Here is a 20,906-nt window from a genome sequence, read left to right as displayed (position 1 = left end):
AGGAATTGAGACCCGGCTGGTACCAGCCGGGCCTCCCTTTTCCAGTCGGAGCGATCACTTCGCCCAGGCTTTCCAGTCGGCCTCGTGCGCGGCGATCCAGGCGGCGGCGACGTCTTCCGGTGTCTTGCCGTCGAGGTCGATCTCACCGCTCATCTTGTTCAACTCGTCGGTGTCGATCGTGTAGGCCTTGGCCACCTTGTAGGCGACCGGCCATTTGTCCTTCATGCCGTTCCAGGAGTATTTCCAGATCTCGCCATGCGGCTTGCCGCAGTCGTATTTGGCGTCCGGGTTCACGCCCCATTTCGGGTCGTTGTAGCACTCAGGCGTGTATTCGGGGAATTGCACCCATTCGCCCTTGTATTTTGCAGGCGCCCAATGCGGCGAGTAGATCCACAGCATGATCGGCGCCTTGCGCTGATAGGCTGAATCGAGTTCGGCGAACATCGCCGCATCTGTGCCGGCATGGATGACCGTGAAAGGCAGTTTCAGGGCCGCGACGCGTTCGTCGTCAAACCCTTCCCAGGTCACCGGGCCACCGAGATAACGTCCCTTCGGCGCCGTCTCGGCGGTCGAGAACGATGCCGCGCAGGTGGCGTCGAGCATCGCGTGCCAGTCCGGCAAGGTCGGGCACTTTTCCTTCATATATTCGGGAAACCACCACTCTTCCTTGGCCTTCGGGCCGAGCTTGCCGAGCCGTTCGGTCTGGCCCGTCGCATCCGATGCTTTCATGGCTTCGCCCGCCGTCGTGTCCCAGAACTCCAGGCCGACGTCGAGATCGCCGTTCGTGAGGCCGGTGGTCAGGCTGGAGAGGTAGTCCGCGGTCGGATATTCGACGGTATAGCCGAGCTTTGCCAGGATGCCGCCGAGGATCTTGGCGTTGAGATTGACGCTGGTCCAGTCGAACAGCGCGATCTTGATCGGGTCGTTGGATTCCGGTGCCGCTGCCTGCGCTGTTGGCGTCAGGACACTTGCCGCGGCAAATACAAAAGCTCCCATTGAGAATTTCGAAATCACACTGCGAAATGGCATTGCTTGGTTCTCCTTCAAGCTGTGACGGTTATCGGTCGTTCCCTTCTTGCGTCTTTTCTTGATTGTGTTGGAAAGACTGGCTGTTGCGCAAGGCCATTGTCGCCATGTCGCCGGCAAGGCCGGCGCAGGCGCGATGATACTCGATTTCGATGATGACGGACGGATGCTGCCGAGGCGGCCAGTCTCATGGCCGGTGGATCGCCGCGATAGCGATCATCCGCGGATCAAATGCCAGTCCTTCGGCGCCCTGCAAGGTGCGAGCCATCAAGATCCCATGCTTTCGGCTATAGGCCCGGCAAGCCCCGTCCCGCCAGCGCCGTTTCATAGGATGAAATTATATATACCAACGTTCATGCCGCGCAACGACTAACGCCACGAGCGCGGCGGAATTTCAGACTGCAGGCGAAGTTGTTCGCCGTCGCTCAGAAATACCCGTCTGACGCCGCCGTGGCCTCCTTCGGGATTTCGACGCCGTCGACCAGGATCTTGTCGACCAGTTCGTGGTGGAAGCAGACCAGCCCCTTGATGCGTTCTGCTTCATGGACCGGCTCCGGATAATACCAGACCATGTTCTCATGGCGCTTCTTGGCGGTCGTCACGTGATAATAGTTGGAAATGCCCTTGTAGGGGCAGCGCGAAATGTAGCGGCTGGCCGCAAACATATCGAGCCGCGTGTCCGAAATGGGCAGATAATGACGCACCGGATGCCCGGTCTCGAACAGGAATACGCCGCGCCGTGAATCGGCGACCTGCTCGCCGTCGAGGATGACCTGTACACGTCGTGAGGAGGGCAGGCAGTCGACGCGGCGGAATGGATCGCGGGCGTGAACGAAGATCTCCTCGTCCTCCTCGAACCAGTGGCCCATCTTGCTCCACACGAACGACATGTAGCCTGAGATCGGCGGGCAACCTTTGACGGGATCGAGGTAGCGCCATGCACCATCCTCGACCAGGGTGATGCCTGTATTGAGCGAATAGTACGTGGCGACGCCCTTGTATGGGTCTTCCGTGGTCGTCTTTGAGGGCAGCAGGAATTCCTCGCGCACGTCCTCGATCGGGAAATAGTAGACCGGCAGATGGTCGGATTCGTACAAAACCAGTGCCCTGGTGGTGTCGGCAACGGTCATCGAGCCGACCTGGACCCGCAGCCGTTTCAGTGACGGCATGGTGAAGGCGACATAGCCGGGCTCGAACTCGTACTGCACGATAGTGTCGAGCAAGGGGAAATGCGGTCCGCGACCGCGCAGATGAGGCTTGCGAATGGTAGTCTCCCGTTTCTTGTCTGTCGGGGCCGGACGAGGGCGCATGGCTAGGGCGATATGAGGCTGGGCCGATGGCCGGCGAGGGCTTCCGGGCGGCGAGCGTTGCCGGTGTCGAACCGCTGGAACGATGGCCCCCCATCGTTCGTCGCGGCCCTGCTGCCGGATAGCCTCACCGCCCGAAACACGGAGCGGTCCGATCTGGCCTCTGCCTGTTCGAGCATGATCTTTGCAGCCTATGCCAGCGACACCCGATCGAGCAGCAGCCCGGCGGCGATCGGCGGCAGGCCGCTGACATTCTTGCGCACCGGCACCAGGAGATCGGGGAAGTAGCTGAAGATCACGGGTGTCTCGTCCAGCAGCAGTTTCTGGATATCGGAGGCGGCCGCGCGCTGCGCGCCGATGTCGAGCGCCTTGAGATAGTTGGCGACCATGCCGTCATAGGCAGGGCTCTTGAAATGCGCCGCGTTCCACGGGCCGTCGCTGACCAGCGGGCTCTTGAGAAAGACATTCGGCACGCTGCGATGCGCGTAGTCGGTGATGCCGAGCGGGCTGTCCAGCCAGTCCGATTGGCCGAACACCGCCTTGCCGTAATATTTGTCCTGGTCCTCGATGTTGAGCGAGATGCGGGCGCCGATCGCCTTGGCGAAATTCTGGAACAGCTGCGCGTATCCGGGAATGTCGGAATAGCGCAGCGTCGTCAGCGTGATGTCGAAGCCGTTGGCGAGGCCAGCCGCTTCCATGAGCTGCTTGGCCTTGGCGATATCCTGGGTGCGCTGCGGCACCGACTTGTCGGTGGCGGGGAAGGCCGGCGCGAACGGGCTGTCATTGCCGGTTGCCGCCATGCCCCGGCACAGGCCGTCGACCAGCTTGGAACGATCGATGCTGAGCGCCAGCGCCTGGCGTACGCGCTTGTCGGTGAACGGCGCCATGTCGCAGCGCATGTGCAACTGGCGATGCGCGGTCGAGGCGACACGCAGCACCGTGATGTCGGGGCTGTTCAGCACCACCTGGCTGACATCGAGGGGGACCGCGTCGAGAATGTCGACCTCGCCGGCCTGCAGCGCCAGGATGCGCGGCTGCACGTCGCCGTAGAATTTGAATTCGAGCCGGTCGGGCAATGCCTTCTCGCCCCAATAGTCGGGATTGCGCACGAAGGTTGCGCCGACCTTGGGCGTGTAGGTCTCCATCCGGAATGGGCCGGTGCCCTCAAAGGTCTTTTCGTAGTCGCCCTTGTAGCTCGCCGGCAGGATGACGGCGTTGTAATTGTCGATCGACACCGAATAGGGAAAGCTGCCGTTCGGCGCATCGAGATGGAAGGCGACGGTGTGTTCGTCGACCTTCTGAGTGCCGCCTTTCGACAGCAGGCCCTTGAACACCGACAGCGCGTTGGAGGCGCCCTTCGGGTCGGCCAACCGGTCGAAGGTCGCCACGACATCGTCGGCCTTGAAGTCCTCGCCATTATGGAATTTCACGCCCTTGCGCAGCTTGAAGGTCCACACGCTGCCGTCTTCGTTGGGCGACCAGCTTTCCGCGAGCACCGGTTTCAGGGTCAGATCCGGTTGGGTGATGCAGAGGAATTCGGCGGTCTGGAAAACCAGTTGATAGCTGCCGCTGTCATAGAAGGTGACGGGGTCGATGGCGCCGCCGGGAGTGGCGACACCTGCGCGCACGGTACCGCCCGGCTTGCCCTCGGCGCGGGCCTTCTGCGTACCAAACCCGGCTGCTCCCAAAATGCCGCCAAGCAACGGCAGCGACAGGCCAAGCACGCTGCCGTGGCGCAGGAAATCACGCCGGTCGAGTCTGCCGGCCAGCAATTCGTCGACAGCGGAATTTTCGATTGCGGTCAGGCTTTTGCGGGCGGCGTCAATCGTCATGAAATGCCTTGGCATGGCTGCATTCCTCGCTTGCCCTTGGGGGATCGGCCATTTAGGTCATTGTTGACCGCGACCGGAAAGCGATATTTTTTGATGGGGTCCATCGAAATTTTCGATGTGAGGAGTGATGGCATGGATACCGAAAACCTGCGCAGCTTCCTCGAAGTCGCCGAACATGGCAGCTTCACTGTCGCCGCCAACCGGCTCAATCTCGCACAATCCACCGTCAGTGCGCGGATAAGGGGATTGGAGGAGCAGTTGGGGCGCCGGCTCTTTGTCCGTGACCGCGACGGTGTCACCCTCACGCCGGCCGGCCGGCAGTTCCTCCCGCACGCCTCCTCCATCACCCGCACCTGGGAGCAATCCAGGCAGGACATTGCCGTTCCCGATGGCTATGAGACGCTATTGCGCTTCACCGCGCCCGCCTATCTCTGGGACCGCGTCACCTCGCCATGGATCGCGTGGATGAGGACCCGGCGGCCGAACGTGGCGTTGCGGCTCGAAGGCAGTTTTCCCGACCTGGCGATAGACCAACTGGCCGAAGGGCTGCTCGACATCTGTGTTCTCTATCTACCGCGGCCGCATCCCGGCATCGTCTACGAGACGCTGGCCGTCGATCGGGTCGTGCTTGTCCAGCATGCCGCGCAGACGGAGCCGTGGACCGAAAACTACATCCTGATGGATTGGGGGCTCGAATTCCGTATCGAGCACGATCGTGCCTTCGCTGGAATGGTGCAGCCGGCAATCTCGGCCGGCCTGGTCTTCATCGGCCTGCAGCATGTGCTGTCGCAAAAGGCCGCGGCTTACCTGCCGCTCAGTGCCGTCAGCGGCTACATCGAACGGGGCGAAATGCGGCGCATCAAGGATACACCTGTGTTCCAGCGGCCTATCTATCTCGCCTATCCCAGCAATCCAGTCTCGTCCGACACGCTCGACGTCGCGTTGACGGGATTGCGGATGCTGGCAAAAGAATGGACCGGTGATCGGGGCTTTGCCGAAGGCGACCGCTCGTTCGGCATGGCCGGTAAGGCGTGACGGATAGGGGCCGCTACGCCGGCACGGTTGCGGCCGCCGCCGGTTTCTGCAGCCGCCTCAGTTCCGCATAGGGAATATGGCAGCGGATCGAGTGTCCTGGCTGCGCCTCGGCCAATGGCGGCTCCTGCTGCTCGCAGATCGGGCCGATCTTGCGCGGGCAGCGCGTGTGGAAGACGCAGCCCGAGGGCGGGTTGGTGGCGCTGGGGATTTCACCGTCTAGCCGAATGCGCGCCGTCTCGGTCTGGTCGAGCTTGGGAACGGCCGAGAGAAGGGCTTCGGTGTAGGGATGGTGCGGCCCGGAGAAGACCTCTTCCGATGGGCCGATCTCCATGATGCGGCCGAGATAGAGCACGGCGATCTTGTCCGAGAGGTAACGCACCACGCCGAGGTCATGCGAGATGAAGATATAGCTGACGTCTTCCTTGGCCTGCAGGTCGGCGAGCAAATTGAGGATCGCCGCTTGGACGGAGACGTCGAGCGCCGAGGTCGGCTCGTCGCAGACGACGATGCGCGGATCGCCGGCGAAGGCGCGCGCAATGGCGACGCGCTGCTTCAGTCCGCCCGAAAGCTGGCGCGGCTTGACCGCCAGATGCCGGTCGGTGAGCCGCACCGAGCGGACGAGATCGTTGAGACGCGCCTCCAAGGCGGCACCTCTAAGCCCCGCCAGCCGCTTCAGCGCGCGGCCGATCAGATGGCGGATCGAATGCGACCGGTTGAGGGCGGAGTCCGGGTTCTGGAAGACGATCTGCATCGCCTTGACCTGGTCGTCGCCGCGGTTCTCCAGCTTCGGCGCCAGCGCCTTGCCCTCGAGTTCGATGGTGCCGCCGGCGTCCGGCGGCACCAGGCCGAGCAGCAGTCTGGCGAAAGTGGTCTTGCCCGAACCCGATTCGCCGACCAGCCCGAGCGTCTCGCCGGGCCTGAGATCGAGCGACACATCCTTGACGGCGCGCAAGGGGTGGCCGTGGCTGGCATAGGTCTTGTTCAGCCCGGCGACCCGCAGCACCGGTACTGCTGCCGGCTTTGGTGCTGGCGCCACGTCGGCGGGCGTGGCGCGCGGCAAGGCCTGCGCCTTGTCGTGATGGAAGCAGCGCGACAGCCGTTTTCCCCGTTCGTCGCTCAACTCATAGAGCGGAGGCAATTCGGTGCGGCAGCGATCGTCGGCGAGCGCGCAGCGGTCGGCGAAGGCGCAGCCCTTGATGGTGGCGCCGATGCCGGGCAAGAAACCCGGAATGGTGTCGAGCCGCCCCTGGTCCTTGCGCTGGCCGCCGCGCGGCAGGCAGCGCAGCAGCGCCACTGTATAGGGGTGGCGGGGATCGTTGAAGACAACCTCCGTCGGTCCCTCCTCGACCAGCATGCCGGCATAGAGCACGCCGACCCGGTCGCACATGTTGGAGACGACGGCGAGGTTGTGGCTGATGAACAGGATCGAGGCCGATAGTTCCTGCCTGAGCTGCGCGATGAGGTCGAGCACTTCCGCTTCGACCGTCGCATCCAGCCCAGTGGTCGGCTCGTCGAGGATCAGCATCGAGGGATCGTTGGCCAGCGCCATGGCAATCGCCACACGCTGCTGCATGCCACCCGACAACTGGTGCGGATAGCGCTGCATGACGCTTGGCGGATCGGAGATGCGCACCCGGTTGAGCATGGCGACGGCGCGATCGGTGGCTGCTTGGCCCGTTATGCCGCCCAGTTCGAAGATCTCGGTCAATTGCCGGCCGATGCGGATCGACGGGTTCAGCGCCTTGCCCGGATCCTGATAGACCATGGAGACGCTTTCGGCCCTGGCGCGCCGCAGCGCCTCCGCGTCGAGCTTCATGACGTCCTGGCCGTCGAGCGAGATGGCGCCGCCCGATATCAAGCCGTTGCGAGGGAGATAGCGCACCACGGTGAGCGCCACGGTGGACTTGCCGCAGCCGGATTCTCCGACCAGTCCGTAGGCCTCGCCCTGGCCGATGGTGAGGCTGAGGTTGCGCAGCACCGCGCGATTGCGGCCGGCGACCCGGTAGGCGACCGACAGGTCCTTGAGCTCGAGCGCGTTTTTTGCTTTTGCGGGTTCAGTCATTGAAGGCCCCATGCACGCCGTCGGCGGCCAGGTTGACGCCGATCACCAGCGAAGCGATGGCAAGCGCGTCGAACAGCACGGTCCACCAGAAGCCGCCGCCGATCATGCCGTAATTGCTGGAGATCGAGAGCCCCCAGTCGGGTGACGGCGGCTGGATGCCAAAGCCCATGAAGGAGAGCGTGGCGACGGCGAAGATGGCATAGCCCAGCCGCACGGTGGTCTCGACCAGGATCGGCGGGATGATGTTGGGCAGGATCTCGACGAACATCGTATGCAGCGCACTTTCGTGCCTGAGCTGTGCCGCCGCGACGTAATCGAGCTCACGTTCGGCCAGCACGGCCGAGCGCACGGTGCGCGCGATGATCGGCGCGAAGCTCAGCCCGATGACGACGATGACCGTGGTCTTGGAGGTGCCGAGCGCGACGATGGCGAGCAGCGCCACGATGACCACGGGGATGGCCATGAAGGCTTCCAGGATGCGGCTGACGACATCGTCGACGATACCGCGGAAATAGCCGGTGAGCAGGCCGAGCGCGGTGCCGGCGACCGTTGCCAGCAAGGTCGCCAGCGGGGCGACCGTCAGGATATCGCGCGAGCCGACGATGACGCGCGAGAACACGTCGCGGCCGATCTGGTCGGTGCCGAACCAGTGTTCACGCGAAGGCGGCGCCAGCGCGTTGATGATGTCGTCGGCGAGCGGATCGTAGGGCGCGAAATGTTCGCCGAACAGCGCGCAGGCAACCCAGAACAGCACGATGGCAAGACCGACGAGGAAGGTTCGGGAGCGAAGCAGAGAGAAAAGGACTTCCGCCATGGGACTGCGCCGGCGCACGTCTTCTTGCGGCGGAGAGGCGGTCTGAACGGCGCTCATTGGTCTGACCCCAGGCGGATGCGCGGATTGAGCACGGAATAGAGGAAATCGGCAATCAATGTCGCCACGGCATAGACGATGCCGATGGTGAGGATGCCGGATTCCAGCATCGGAAAGTCCTTGCCGCGCGCGGCGGTGAAGATCAGCGAGCCAATGCCTTGGTAGCGGAACAGCGTCTCGATAACGACAAGCCCGCCGATGAGATAGCCGGTCTGCGTCGCGATGACCGTGATGGTCGGCAGCAGCGCATTGCGCAGCACATGGCGCCAGATCACCGTGCGCCACGGCAGGCCCTTGAGCACGGCTGTCCGCGTATAGTCGGAATCGAGCGCCTCGATCATGCCGGAGCGCGCCATGCGCGCGATGTAGCCGAACAGCACCAGGAACAGCGGCAGCGATGGCAGGATGAGGTAATAGAGCTGGATGAAGAAGCCGGCATCCTTGGGCCATGCGGCCGAAATCGGCAGCCAGCGCAGCCACACGCCGAAGATCAGGATCAGGATGATGCCGGTGACGAATTCGGGCAGCACCGTTACCGACAGGCCGCCGAGGCTGATGATGCGGTCGAGCGGGCGGTTGAGGTTGAGCGCGGCAATGACGCCGCCGAGGATGCCGATCGGCACCACCAGCACGAAGGCGACTGCCGCCAGCTTCATCGAATTGCCGAGCGCATCGATGACGAAGGGCGCCACCGGCGAGCGGAAGATGTATGAGGTGCCCATGTCGCCCTGGACGAAGTTGGAGATCCAGCTCCAGTACTGGGTAAGCAGCGGGCGATCGACGCCGAGCGTGTGATTGAGCGCGTCCACCGCGCGCTGGTCGGCGAACGGGCCTAGGATCGCGCGCCCGACATTGCCGGGCAGAACCTGACCACCCAGGAACACCATGATGCTGAGCAGGAACAGCGTCACCAGCGACAGGGATACGCGCCGGGCGAAGAAGGAGAGAATGGCTAAGCCTCCCTATGGAACCAGCCCTCTTTGCGGGAGCTGGCTGTTAGAGGATTGGTTTTCCCTTTTTGCTCAGGCCTTCGATGCCTTTTCGAGGAACAGCTGCGACATGGCGGTCGGTTGCACGCCGGCCACGCCCTTCGCCGTAGCCGTCAGGTAGTCGTAGAAATAGCCGAAGATGACAGGCGTTTCCTCGAGCAGAAGCTTCTGGATCTTGCCCGCTGTCGCCTTCTGCGCTTCGAGATCGAGCGCGGCGATATAGCTGCTTGCCAGCGCGTCGTAGTCCTTGTTCTTGAAATGCGCCGCGTTCCAGGTGCCGTCGCTCTTCAGTGGCGCTGCGAGATAGACATTCGGCACGCCGCGGTGACCGTAGTCGGTGATGCCCATCACCGAATCCAGCCAGTTCGATTTGCCGAACACAGCGTCTCCGTAATAGGCGCTCTGGTCGAGGATGTTGAGCTCGAGTTCGACGCCGATCTCCTTGACCCAGTTCTGGATGAGCTGGGCATATTCAGGGATTTCGAGATAGCGTTCGGTGGTCAGCGTTATCTTGAAGCCCTTGCCGGCACCGGCTGCTTCCATGAGCTGCTTGGCCTGCGCGATGTCCTGCTTGCGCTGTGGCACGCTGGAATCGGTCGAAGGATAGACCGGTGCGAACGGGCTGTCATTGCCGAGCGCCGAGCGTCCCTTCATCAGGCCGGCCACGAGCTTGTCTCGATCGAGGCAAAGCGCGATGGCGCGGCGTACGCGCGCGTCCTTCAACGGGCCGTCGTCGCAGCGCATATGCAATTGCTGGTGAGCCGACGACTTCAAGCTGATGATTTCGAAGCTCGGATCGTTGAGCAGGGCCACACCGGCCAGCACCGGCATCTGGTTGATGATGTCGACCTGGCCGCCTTGCAGCGCCAGGATCATCGGCTGCACGTCGGTGAAGAACGTGAACTCGGTACGGTCAGGCAACGCCTTCGGGCCCCAATAGTCGTCGTTACGAACGAAGGAAGCGCCGACTTTTGCCGTGTATTTCTCGACTTTGAACGGGCCTGTGCCGTCGAAGCTCTTTTCGTAGTCGCCTTTGTAGCTCGCCGGGATGATGACGGCGTTGTAGTTGTCGGACGAGACCATGTAGGGGAAGTTGCCATTCGGGGCGTCGAGGTGGAACTCCACCGTATAGTCGTCGACCTTCTTGGTGGCGCCCTTCTGCAGGATGCCGGTGAACACCGACAGCGCATTGGACGAGTTCGCCGGGTCGGCAAGGCGGTCGATGCTGGCCACCACGTCGTCGGCCTTCATCTCGCCACCGCTGTGGAATTTCACGCCCTTGCGCAGCTTGAAGGTCCATACCGTACCGTTGTCGTTTGGCTTCCAGCTCTCGGCGAGAGCGGGCTGCAGCACAAGGTCGGGGCCGTCGACACAAAGAAACTCGGCAACCTGTTGCATGACCACAAGGCCGCCGGCGTCGGCGATGGTAACCGGGTCGATCGTAGCCGCCGGCACGCTGCTGGCGACGCGGATGGTAGCGCCGGCCGCACCAGCGGCACGGGCGAGCGATGGCATGCCGCCGAAGCCGGCGGCCGTGGTGATGCCGCCCAGCAGCGGCAGCGACAGGCCGAGCAGGCTGCCATGGCGGATGAAGTCGCGGCGGCTGACACGGCCGTCGACGAGACCATCGATCAGGTGATTTTCGAGCGGCGAACGATTGCGCCGGATCAGGTCGAGAATGCGGTAGTTCTTGCTCATGGGTTTAACCCTTTCCCCTGTTTCTTATGGTTGACGAATGCGTTTTCAGTTGACGAAATTCCGTGGAGTTCTCCCGTCCCGGCCATCAACGATGTCAGTCGATTGGGACTGTAGCATGCGGTTTTTTCTGGTCCATCCGATCCCTGCGGCGCGGTGGTCAGATTTTCTTGAGGCAATGCTTCCATCCGTCCGGTCCTGCCGTCGCCATCCGATCGCGGCGGCGGATTCTTATTCTTGAATACCTCTCCTTCCCGTCTCGTTTTCCTAGTTCAGCGGCAAACGGCGATATGTCCCGGGCTTGGCCGGGTCGTGATATTTGTTGCAGGGACCGTTCTCGGCGAAGTCGCGATGGCAGGCTTCAAGGTTCCGCCGCGACAACGTGACGCCGAGACCCGGGCCTTCCGGCACGCGCACGACATTGTTCTTCGGACAAAACGGCCCTTCTTCGGTGATATCCATCGGTTGCATGCGAAACAGCGACTGGTTCGGTTCCCGGATCCAGCCGAGTGCCGCGCACAGATGCAGGTAGGCCGCGCTGCCGATGCCGCTGTCGCCGCTGTAGCACCAGAAATCGATGCCCGCGTGTTCGCAGGCGCCGACGAACCGCAGCATCCGGCCGATGCCGCCATGCGCCGTCGGGTTGCCGACGAAGGCGTCCGGTACCTTCAGGTCCATGGCGCGCGCAATGTCGATGTTGTGGGTCGAGAACGGGATCGAGCAATGACGGCGCAGTTCGCGCATCTCCTCGATCGTCGCCACCGGATCCTCCCAGTTGCGCACGCCGAGGTCTTCAAGCGGCCGCGCCAGCCGCCGGGCGGAGGCAAGTGAATAAGCCTGATTGGAATCGATGCGGATCATGGCATCGTCGCCGAGCCTCTTGCGGATCAGCTCGACCATTCTCAGCGAGATTTTTGGGTCATCGGTCGAGAATTTGCCTTCGAAGAAGGTCGTTCCATGCGTCTCGTGCAGTTCCACGCAATAGTCGGCGACTTCTTCCGGCGTCGTCTCGCCCTTTACGTCAGCCCCATTACCGCGCAGCGAGAAGTAGTCGGTAAACGGGATGTCCTTGCGCACGGCGCCGCCAAGCAACTGGTAGAGCGGCTGGTTCCATGCCTTGCCGCGCAGGTCCCACAGCGCCATTTCGATGGCGCCGAAGGCCATGATGCGGGTGCGGTCGTTGATCGACTGCACGCCGGTCCAGAAGGGCAGGCAGACATGTTCGGCGCCGGCAATGTCGAAGGCGTCGCGGCCGACCAGCCGTTGGGCGAGCACTTCATTGACGATGGCGGCCGCCGCCGGCGTCGGCGCTTCGCCCAGCCCGACAAGGCCGTCCTCGGTCTCGACTTCGACGATGGTCGGCGAAAACCCGTCGAGCTCGCCGAACACCCAGGCATAGGGCGCTTCGAGGCGAAGATTGATCGGCGTGGCCTTGATGCCGCGGATCTTCATCTCAGCGGCCAACCTCGAAGAAGGGTTCGCCGAGCAGGTCGGGAACGACGTCGATGCCAAGGCCCGGCCCGGCGGGAATACCCATGCGGCTGCCGGTCACTGGCGGCGCGTTCGATGCGGTGCGCACCGTCACCCATTCATGGAAGGCGATAGCATGCAGCCGGCGCTCCTCCGGCGTCGACAGCGACAGATGCGCCATTGCGGAGGTGTCGATCTCGGCGCCGCCAGTGTCCTCGACCGTGATCATGAAACCGAGATCGACGGCTACGTCACGGATCAGCCGGGTCTTGGTGACGCCGCCGAGCCGCGAGATCTTCAGCGTCAGCCCATCCGCCGCGCCGAGCCGATGGATTTCCAGCATCGCCTCGAGCGAGGTGACGGATTCGTCAAGCACCATCGGCTTGTCGAGCATGCGGCGCACCGACATGTTCTCGTCGATCGTCGTACAGGGCTGCTCGAACGTATAGTCGATCGCCCGCGTGGCATCGGCGAACTGCCGCGCCTGGTACGGCGTCCAGCCGGCATTGGCGTCGCAGAAAATGACCGTGCCTTTCGGCACCGAGGCTGCGACCGCCGTAACGCGTTCGATGTCGTCATGGACATTGCCGCCGATCTTGACCTGCAGCCGGTGGAAGCCGTCCTCGACGATGCGCCTGGCAAGTGCGGCCATTTGATCGACCGTGCCATGGGTGACGACCTTGTAGAGTTCCGCCGTGTCGCTTTCCTTGCCGCCCAGCAGCGTCACCAGCGGCACGCCGGCCGCGCGCGCCGCCAGATCCCAGCAGGCCATGTCGAGCGCGGCCTTGATGTAAGGATGGCCTTTGAACACGGTGTCCATCAGCCGGCCGATGCTGGCCAGCCCGCGCGGGTCCTGGCCGATAAGGTGTGGCGCGATCTCCGGCACGCCGGCCCGGGTGCCGGCCGGGAAGGCGGCCGAGTAGAAATTGCCGAGCGGTGCCATCTCACCCCATCCGGTGATGCCGCTGTCGGAGGCGATGGAGACGATCACGGCGTCGAAGCAGTCGGCCACGCGCCCCTTGGACATGCGGTAGGGGCCGTCCACGAAGGGCTGCACGACGTGATAGGCTTTGATGGTTTCGATCTGCACGTGGGTATCCATTATCAGCGATGAGGGCAGGGTCAGGAGCCTTTCGACGGGCGCCTTTCGAGGTCGCGCGCATAGGCAAGAAGCTCTTCGAAATCGAGGTCGATATGCTCGCGGGCATGGCGCTGGGCGGCACGCATGTCGCCGCCCTTGAGCAGCGCCACATAGGTTTCATGAACATCTTCGGCCGGTACGGCTTCCCTACGCGCCTGCTGGTGAAGGGCGAAGTACATCTGCAAACGGCTGGTCAGCCTTTGCCAGGTTTCCAGGAGCACCGAATTGTCGGCCCATTCATGGATCAGACCATGCAGTTGCAGGGCGGTTTCGATCTGCCTTGTGGTGTCGCGGTCGCGCGTCGCCTGCTTCACCGCATCGTGGCGGCGGTCAAGCTCGTCGAAGAAACGCTGGTCGCGCTGCTTCCACATCCGCTCGATGGCGAACTCGTCCAGCACCTTGTTGAGCGAATAGGCGTCGTCGATATCCTTGGCGGTGACATTGATGACGAAGGTCCCGGCATAGGGGATGCTCGTCAGGATACCTTCCTGCACAAGCTCGCGCATCGCCTCGCGCAGCGGCGCGCGGCTGACCCGCATCTGTTCGGAAATCCTGAGCTCGTTGAGCTTCTGGCCGGGCTCGAGCTGACCCGTCAGGATCGCGCGCCGCAGCAGTGCCACGATTTCGGCACGGCGCGTCGTGTCGGCAATCGGGCTGAACTCCGTTTTCACCATCCGGCCACTCCATCGAGAACAGATGGCAAGACAATCAGATTGTCGACAATCTAACAAGTGGCCATGCTCGAATTTCTTATCTCGCTTGGCAGCCCGGCCGAATTCGGCTGGGCTGGGTCAAGCCGCGCGGCCATAGAAGCCGACGCGCTCCTCCTCGCTGAACATGACGCCTGGCTTCTCATAGTAGGAGAACACCGCGATCATCCGTTCGCGTACCCCTTCCACCGTGGTGACGCGGTGCGCGGTGTTCTTGCCGCGAAACACGTTTAGCGTGCCCGGCCTCATGCGCAGGATCCTGGCCTCGGGATCACGCCCCTCGAGTAGCCTTGCAACGCCTTCGTAATTCGGGTTGTCGTCCGATCTGAGATCGGTGCGGTATTCGAGGTCGCCGCCGCGCTCTGCCTGTTGCAGCAGAAGCGTGGTGGTGAATTCCGAGCGGTCGAAGTGCCAGTTCAGCGCTTCGCCGGCGCGATAGGCCATGACATTGGTGCGGGCCAGCGGATCCTGCATGACGTGCAGCTTTGCCTTGCCCATCGTGGCGGCGAGGAAACGCACGAGCGGTTCGTATTCGTAGATCGCCATCACCGCGCTGCCCGCAATCTGGTCCGCGCAGACCGTGTGGCTGACGGTTTCGACCTGGCGTAGGGCAGGATGGTCAGGCGCGAGCTCGGGAATGCTGGGCTTGAAGTAGATGTTGTGCATGCGTTTGTGGACATGGGACCGCGTGTCCATGACCGGCTTGATTTCCCGCACCGCTTGTTCGGCGACGCCGGGCCGCAGAAAGCCTTCGAGATTGAACATGCCGTCGGCTTCGAGTGCGGCGAGCGACTGTTCGACCAGGCGGTTCCATTCGGGACTGCCTTCGCGGTCGAGCGGATAACGGTCGAGATCCAGAATGTCTTTCATGTCGCGTGCTCCAATCGGGGTGCTCCAAGGTTGGACACAGAAGACGGCAAAAAATTCTTTCTCTCAACGCCGAAAATTATTAGGAATGACCAAGAAAAGCTTATGGAGATGGGCGTGGTAAGGTTGCCGCCGCTGAATGCGATCAAGGCCTTCGAGGTCGCCGCCCGCGCCGGCAGCTTCACCTTGGCCGCGAGCGAGCTTGGTGTCTCCTCGGCGGCGGTCAGCCAGCAGATACGCAATCTCGAAAGCTGGTTCGGCAAGCAGTTGTTCGTGCGCACGGGCAACCGCATCACGCTCACCGACGCCGGCCACGCCATCTATCCCCAGACCGCGCGGGCACTCGGCGATATCGCCGCCATCGGCCAGCGCATGCTGGAAGGCGGCTTGCGGACGCGCCTTGTCGTCAGCGTGCCGTTCTCTCTGGCCGAGTTGTGGTTGGCGCCGAGACTGGCCGTGCTTCTCGATGCCTTCCCGCACATGGCGATCGACGTGCGCGCCGAGGACGATCCGATCGACCTCATGCGCCAGAATGTCGACGTGCGCATCAGCTATGGCGACTATCACTATCCCGGCCTGCGGATGATCCGCCTGGTCCATGATGATGTCCTGCCGGTCTGCGCGCCGGAATTCTGGCAGCGGCACGGCAATGGCGATATGGGCCTCACCGATCTGCATGAGAGCCTGTTCATCCACACCAATTGGGGGCCGAACTATGCCTCGCACCCAACCTGGGCCGATTGGTTCGCGGCATGCGGCGGCAGCCGGTCGCCCGACCCGTCGCATGGGCGCCGCGTCGGCCTGTCAAGCCTGGCGATAGCCTCGGCGCGGCTGGGCCTCGGCATTGCCCTTGGACAGCGGGTGATGTCCCAAGCCGATCTGGATTCGGGCCGGCTGATTGCGCTTTCTTCCGTCTCGGTGCGCCTGGGGCACCCCTATTGCGCCTTCATGCCGCCGGCAAAGGCAGACCGGGCCGACGTCGCCGCTCTGGTCGGCCTGCTCGTGAAAACGGCGCCCGCGACCTGAGAAAAGGTCGAGGGCGCCGCGCGGAAACCGGGCCTGCGGGGGAGTCAGGTAGCCGGTTTCTGTGGGAGGGGCGAAATCGGCATTCCGGGGCCGATCTTCTGCAGATTGCCTGTGATCACCTGGTCGCCTTCGGCGACGCCGCTGAGGATGGCGACCATGTCGCCACTGGTCGGCCCCAGCGAAACCAGCCGCTGGTCGACCGTATTGCCCTTGCCGACGACGTAGAGATATTTGCCGAGCTGGCTTGATCCCAGCGCGACCTGCGGCACCATCAGCGCATCGGGCTGTTGTTTGACGTGCAGCCGCACGCGAACATATTGGCCTGGCAAGAGCGTGAACTTGGCGTTGCCGATGGTGGCGCGCGCGGTGATCGTGCCGGTCGAGTGATCGATCGTGTTGTCGATGAAGGTGAGCTCGCCCTTCTGGTGGGCCTCGGTCTCACCTGGAAGCAGGATCTCGACCTCGATCGGGCCGGCGGCGCGAGCCTCCTCGATCTGCGCCAGATCCGTCTCGCTCGGATTGAAGGTGACGTAGATCGGATCGAGCTGCACCAGCGTGTTGAGCACCGTGCCGGCAACGCTGACCAGCGTTCCCACCGAAGCCTGGTTACGGCCCAGGCGTCCGGGGAAGGGTGCGTGGATTTCAGCATAGCTCAGATTGAGCTCGGCCGTGCGCACGGCAGCCTGGTTGAGCGCCAGCGACGCCTGCGCCCCGCGCAAGGTGCTGGTGCGCTGGTCGAAGCTGTCCTTGTCCAGGTAACCGCTCTTGGCAAGCTCGGTACCGCGGCCGAGATTGGAACGCGCATAATCGAGCGTCGCCGTATCGCGCTGCACCTGGGCTTTCGCCTGGTCGAGCGCGGCCTGGAAATCGTCAGGCGAGATCTTGTAGAGCAGGTCGCCCTGCCGCACGTCGGCGCCGTCTTGCGCCGTCTGTTCCTGCAGGTAGCCCGGGACGCGCGCCTGCAGCGTGATGCTGCGGATCGGCTCGGTCCGCGCGGCATAGTCGAGGTAGATCGGGATCGTCTTCTTGACGACGCTCGCCACCGGCACCGGCATGACGAACGCGGCTGGAGCGGGCGCGGCCCCGGCCGTTCCGGCATTCAGGCTGAGATTGCCCATGTCCAGCAGGTGGACGCTGGCCACCGAGATCGCACCCAGCGCGACAGCCGTTCCCAACGCGATTTTCCATTTACGCATAATGATTCTCCAATCTTATTCGGCCGCTTCCGCCAGGGGAGGGAAGGCGGGTTTGGCCGTTGGTTCAGTGTGTTGAGAGGCGGGCTCGTCGCCGCCGCGCCGTTCGCGCAGCTGTTCGATGACCGCGTAGAAGACAGGCACGAACACCAGCGACAGGATGGTCGCCGCGACCATGCCGCCAAACACGGTGGTGCCGATCGACTGACGGCTTGCCGCACCCGCGCCGGTGGCGATCATCAGCGGCACCACGCCAAGGATGAAGGCAAACGCCGTCATCAGGATCGGCCGCAGTCTCAGCCTCGCGGCCTCCATCGATGCCTCGACGATGCTGAGGCCTTCCTCGCGCCGCCGTCTTGCAAACTCGACGATCAGGATCGCGTTCTTGGCGGCCAGGCCGATCAGCATGACGAAGCCGATCTGCGAATAGACGTCGATCTGCATGCCGCGCGCCCAAAGTGCGGCGAACGCGCCGAACAGGGCGAGCGGCACCGCCAGCAGCACCATGAACGGCATCGCCCAGCTCTCGTATTGCGCCGCCAGGATCAGGAAGACGAAGACGATGGCGAGGGCGAAGACCACCGACGCGATCGATCCTGCCTTGAGCTCCTGGAAGGTGATGCCGGTCCATTCGAAACCGAAATCCCTGGGCAGCGCGGTCGCCGCGGCCCGTTCCATGGCTGCGACCGCCTGGCCCGACGAGAAGCCGGGCGCGGCGCCGCCATTGATGGTGGCCGAGGCGTTGTTGTTGTAGTGCGGCACGGTTTCCGGGCCGACGAACGGCACCAGCTTGCCCAGCGTGCTGAGCGGCACCATGCCGCCGGAGGCATTGCGCACATAGAGCCGCGAAATATCGGCGGCACCCGCACGAGAATCCTTGTCGGCCTGGATGGTCACCCGGAAGGTGCGGCCGAACAGGTTGAAGTCGTTCACGTAGAGCGAGCCGAGATAGATCTGCAGCGTGTTGAAGACGTCGGGCAGGTTGAGGCCGAGCAGCTTCGCCTTGGCGCGGTCGAGATCGTAGTTGAACTGCGGCGTCGAGGTCGAGAACGGCGAGAACAGCTGCTGCGGATTGATTTCCGGCTGCTTGCGCGCCTCGGCGATGACCGCTTGCGTGGCGTCGTTGAGGGCCGTGCTGCCGCGGCCGGTGAGGTCCTCGACGACGAATTCGAAGCCGCCTGTCGTACCGATGCCAGGGATGGACGGCGGATCGAAGGAGAGCGCGAAGGCCTCCGGGATCTGCAGCAGCTTCATGCGCACGTCGGCGACCAACTTGGAGGCGCTCTGGTCGGGACCACGCTGTTCCCACGGCTTGAGGATGGCGAATTCGACAGCCGAATTCGACTGCGCCGCACTGGTCAGGAAATTCAGGCCGCTGATCGAACCGACTATGTCGACGCCGGGCGTCGCCTGCAGGATGTCGCGCGCCTTCTGTGCCACCGCATCGGTGCGCTCCAGCGAAGCGCCGTCCGGCAGCTGGATGACGACGAAGAAATAACCCTGGTCCTCGACCGGAAGGAAGGTCGAGGGCAGCTTTTGCCAGACGAAATAGGTGGCTACCAGACCAGCCGCGAACAGGCCGAGCATGATCCAGCGCAGCCGGATCAAGATGCGCACACCATGGGCGTAGGCATGCGACAGCCTGTCGAAGCCTGTATTGAACCAGCGGAACAGGAAGAACTGTGTCTCGCCGCGATGGCGCAGGAAGGCGGCACTGAGCGCCGGGCTGAGCGTCAGCGAATTAAAGGCGGAGATACCGACGGAGATCGCCACCGTCAGCGCGAACTGGTTGTAGAGCTTTCCGGAGACGCCGGGGATGAAGGCAACCGGCACGAACACGGCCATGAGCACGGCGGTGGTGGCGATAATCGGGCCCGTGACCTCGGCCATGGCGGCTTTTGTCGCCGCCAATGGTTTCAGCCCGGCCTCGAGCTGTCGCTCGACATTCTCGACCACGACGATGGCGTCGTCGACGACCAGGCCGATCGCCAGCACCATGCCGAGCAGCGAGAGCATGTTGAGCGAGAAACCCATCATCTCCATGATGACGAGTGTCGCCACCAGCGACACCGGAATGGCTATGGTCGGAATGATGGTCGTGCGCCAGCTCTGCAGGAAGATGAACACCACTGCCACGACGAGCACGATAGCTTCGCCGAGCGTGATCAGCACGTCATGCATCGAGGCCGACACGAAGCGCGTCGTGTCATAGTGCATCGCATAGTCGACGCCCTTTGGGAAACGCGCCGACAGTTCCTGCATCTTGTCCTTGACGCGCTGCTGCAGATCGAGCGCGTTGGAGCCGGGCATCTGGTAGACGGCGAGCACCACCGTCGGGTCCTTGCCGAAGAAGGCGGAGGACGAATATTGCAGGGCGCCGAGTTCGATACGGGCAACGTCGCGCAGCCGCACCAGCGAACCCGTATTCGTGTTGGCACGCACGACGATGTCGCCGAATTCCTTCGGGTCGCTCAACCGGCCGACGGCGTTGACCTGCATCTCGAAGGCGGTGCCGGCCGGCGCCGGCGATTGGCCGATCTTGCCGGCCGCCACCTGGACGTTTTGTTCGGCGATCGCGTTCTGGACGTCGACCGCGGTGATGCCGAGATTGGCGAGCTTGTCGGGATCGAGCCAGACGCGCATCGAGTAGCGGCGTTCGCCGAAGATCTGCACGTCGCCGACACCAGGCAGCCGCTTCAGCGGATCCACCACCTGCAGATAGGCAAGGTTGGAGAGCGCCACCGGGTCGACGGAATGGTCGGGCGAGGTCAGGTTGACGATCAGCACGAAGTTCGGGTTCTGCTTCTTGATCGTCACGCCGCCCTGGTTGACGATCGCCGGCAGCGACGAGGCCGCCTGCGAGACGCGGTTCTGCACGTCGACGGCGGCGGTGCTCAGGGAATAGCCGACATCGAAGGTGATGGTGATGGTCGAGGAGCCGTCATTGGAGCTCGTCGACGACATGTAGGTCATGCCTTGCACGCCGTTGATCTGCTGCTCCAGCGGCGTCGTCACCGTGTCCGCCACCACTTGCGCGCTGGCGCCCGGATAGTGGGCGCTGACCACGACCTGCGGTGGTGTGATGTCGGGAAACTGCGAGACGGGCAGCAGGAAATAACAAATGGTCCCGGCGAGCACCATGATGATGGCGATCGCCGAGGCGAAGATCGGACGGTGGATGAAGAAGTTTACCACGACACGCACGCCTCTCCAGCCGCTCTCGCCCGCCCGAAGGCGCTGGCAACCTTGGACAACTGGCCGTGCCCGTCACGGGACCCTTCCTGTGAACGCAGCAACGGCACCTCGCGACGCTGCCCATCGGCAAGCGAGCGCAACATGTTCTCGAATGCGCGGGGGTCGACCCCATCTGCTTTCATGACCAGCCGGATCATCGGATCCCGGACGGCCTCATCTATGGTAAGATCGCGGCGCTGTGGCATTGGCCGGCTCCTTGTCTGTCGATTCGCAGCCCATGCTCGCGAACCGCTTTTCATCTCTTCACCGGCCGAAGCCGCATGATTTGCAATCTTTTCGTCCATCTCGGTCTGGTAGGACCAGTTCACGACCTTGTTATTGACGACGGACGTTATAGGTGTTACTAGTAAGTAACATGCTGGAAGTTACAGACCGGTAACACCCTAGTCAAGAGGTGGCCGAGGGTTTTTTGGAAACGAAAGGAGAT

Annotated in this window: 16 protein-coding genes; 2 read left to right on the top strand and 14 right to left on the bottom strand. The window is 63.3% G+C overall.

Features of this window, described 5'->3' with window-relative positions; translation table 11 throughout:
* Positions 1-54: 54 nt before the first annotated feature.
* The 3 genes from C7I87_RS10645 to C7I87_RS10635 all read right to left on the bottom strand — a co-directional run bounded on the left by C7I87_RS10645 (position 55) and on the right by C7I87_RS10635 (position 4,180).
* Positions 55-1,029: an ABC transporter substrate-binding protein gene (locus C7I87_RS10645; protein WP_149904145.1), complete on the bottom strand. Its 975-nt coding sequence runs from the start codon at positions 1,027-1,029 to the stop codon at positions 55-57.
* A gap of 422 nt (positions 1,030-1,451) precedes the next feature.
* Entirely contained in the window at positions 1,452-2,249 is a 798-nt protein-coding gene (locus C7I87_RS10640; protein WP_246696243.1) for a DUF427 domain-containing protein, read from the bottom strand.
* A gap of 275 nt (positions 2,250-2,524) precedes the next feature.
* Positions 2,525-4,180, bottom strand: a complete 1,656-nt coding sequence (locus C7I87_RS10635) for an ABC transporter substrate-binding protein (RefSeq protein ID WP_149904143.1) — start codon at positions 4,178-4,180, stop codon at positions 2,525-2,527.
* 117 nt (positions 4,181-4,297) lie between these two features.
* Here C7I87_RS10635 and C7I87_RS10630 point away from each other — a divergent pair, with 117 nt between their 5' ends.
* The gene (locus tag C7I87_RS10630) at positions 4,298-5,200 is read left to right on the top strand and encodes a LysR family transcriptional regulator (RefSeq protein WP_149904142.1); all 903 of its coding nucleotides are present in this window, start codon (positions 4,298-4,300) and stop codon (positions 5,198-5,200) included.
* A 13-nt stretch (positions 5,201-5,213) separates the two neighbouring features.
* On the opposite strand, the gene C7I87_RS10625 is transcribed toward C7I87_RS10630, so the two are convergent.
* From C7I87_RS10625 to C7I87_RS10590, 8 genes are all read right to left on the bottom strand, one after another.
* A complete protein-coding gene (locus tag C7I87_RS10625; RefSeq protein ID WP_149904141.1) occupies positions 5,214-7,262 on the bottom strand; it encodes a dipeptide ABC transporter ATP-binding protein in 2,049 nt (682 codons plus the stop codon).
* Positions 7,255-8,133 carry an ABC transporter permease gene (locus tag C7I87_RS10620; RefSeq protein ID WP_149904140.1) on the bottom strand — a complete coding sequence of 293 codons (879 nt, stop codon included), beginning with the start codon at positions 8,131-8,133 and terminating at the stop codon, positions 7,255-7,257. The genes C7I87_RS10625 and C7I87_RS10620 overlap by 8 nt, the downstream gene beginning before the upstream one ends.
* Positions 8,130-9,083: an ABC transporter permease gene (locus tag C7I87_RS10615; RefSeq protein WP_149904139.1), complete on the bottom strand. Its 954-nt coding sequence runs from the start codon at positions 9,081-9,083 to the stop codon at positions 8,130-8,132. Before C7I87_RS10615 ends, C7I87_RS10620 begins: the two co-directional genes overlap by 4 nt.
* Positions 9,084-9,155: 72 nt before the next feature.
* Complete coding sequence (locus C7I87_RS10610) at positions 9,156-10,820, bottom strand: ABC transporter substrate-binding protein (protein WP_149904138.1); 1,665 nt, start codon at positions 10,818-10,820, stop codon at positions 9,156-9,158.
* Positions 10,821-11,084: 264 nt separating this feature from the next.
* A complete protein-coding gene (locus C7I87_RS10605) occupies positions 11,085-12,269 on the bottom strand; it encodes a mandelate racemase/muconate lactonizing enzyme family protein (protein WP_149904137.1) in 1,185 nt (394 codons plus the stop codon).
* A 1-nt stretch (position 12,270) separates the two neighbouring features.
* Positions 12,271-13,377, bottom strand: a complete 1,107-nt coding sequence (locus C7I87_RS10600; protein ID WP_149904136.1) for a mandelate racemase/muconate lactonizing enzyme family protein — start codon at positions 13,375-13,377, stop codon at positions 12,271-12,273.
* Between the two features lie 32 nt (positions 13,378-13,409).
* Positions 13,410-14,102: a GntR family transcriptional regulator gene (locus C7I87_RS10595; RefSeq protein ID WP_149904135.1), complete on the bottom strand. Its 693-nt coding sequence runs from the start codon at positions 14,100-14,102 to the stop codon at positions 13,410-13,412.
* 117 nt (positions 14,103-14,219) lie between these two features.
* Positions 14,220-15,008, bottom strand: a complete 789-nt coding sequence (locus tag C7I87_RS10590; RefSeq protein WP_149904134.1) for a HalD/BesD family halogenase — start codon at positions 15,006-15,008, stop codon at positions 14,220-14,222.
* A gap of 108 nt (positions 15,009-15,116) precedes the next feature.
* Here C7I87_RS10590 and C7I87_RS10585 point away from each other — a divergent pair, with 108 nt between their 5' ends.
* Positions 15,117-16,031: a LysR substrate-binding domain-containing protein gene (locus C7I87_RS10585; RefSeq protein ID WP_246696246.1), complete on the top strand. Its 915-nt coding sequence runs from the start codon at positions 15,117-15,119 to the stop codon at positions 16,029-16,031.
* 44 nt (positions 16,032-16,075) lie between these two features.
* On the opposite strand, the gene C7I87_RS10580 is transcribed toward C7I87_RS10585, so the two are convergent.
* Genes C7I87_RS10580 through C7I87_RS10570 form a run of 3 tightly spaced genes read right to left on the bottom strand, consistent with a single transcriptional unit; the run spans position 16,076 to position 20,664 of the window.
* Positions 16,076-17,227, bottom strand: a complete 1,152-nt coding sequence (locus tag C7I87_RS10580) for an efflux RND transporter periplasmic adaptor subunit (RefSeq protein WP_149904132.1) — start codon at positions 17,225-17,227, stop codon at positions 16,076-16,078.
* 15 nt (positions 17,228-17,242) lie between these two features.
* Positions 17,243-20,419, bottom strand: coding sequence for an efflux RND transporter permease subunit (locus C7I87_RS10575; protein WP_149904218.1), 3,177 nt, complete (start codon positions 20,417-20,419; stop codon positions 17,243-17,245).
* Entirely contained in the window at positions 20,413-20,664 is a 252-nt protein-coding gene (locus tag C7I87_RS10570) for a hypothetical protein (RefSeq protein ID WP_149904131.1), read from the bottom strand. Before C7I87_RS10570 ends, C7I87_RS10575 begins: the two co-directional genes overlap by 7 nt.
* Positions 20,665-20,906 lie beyond the last annotated feature (242 nt).

It is taken from the genome of Mesorhizobium sp. SARCC-RB16n (genome assembly GCF_008520305.1).
GTDB lineage: Bacteria > Pseudomonadota > Alphaproteobacteria > Rhizobiales > Rhizobiaceae > Mesorhizobium.
The sequence above is the reverse complement of the archived record's forward strand: the minus strand, read 5'-3'. Positions and strand labels throughout refer to the sequence as shown.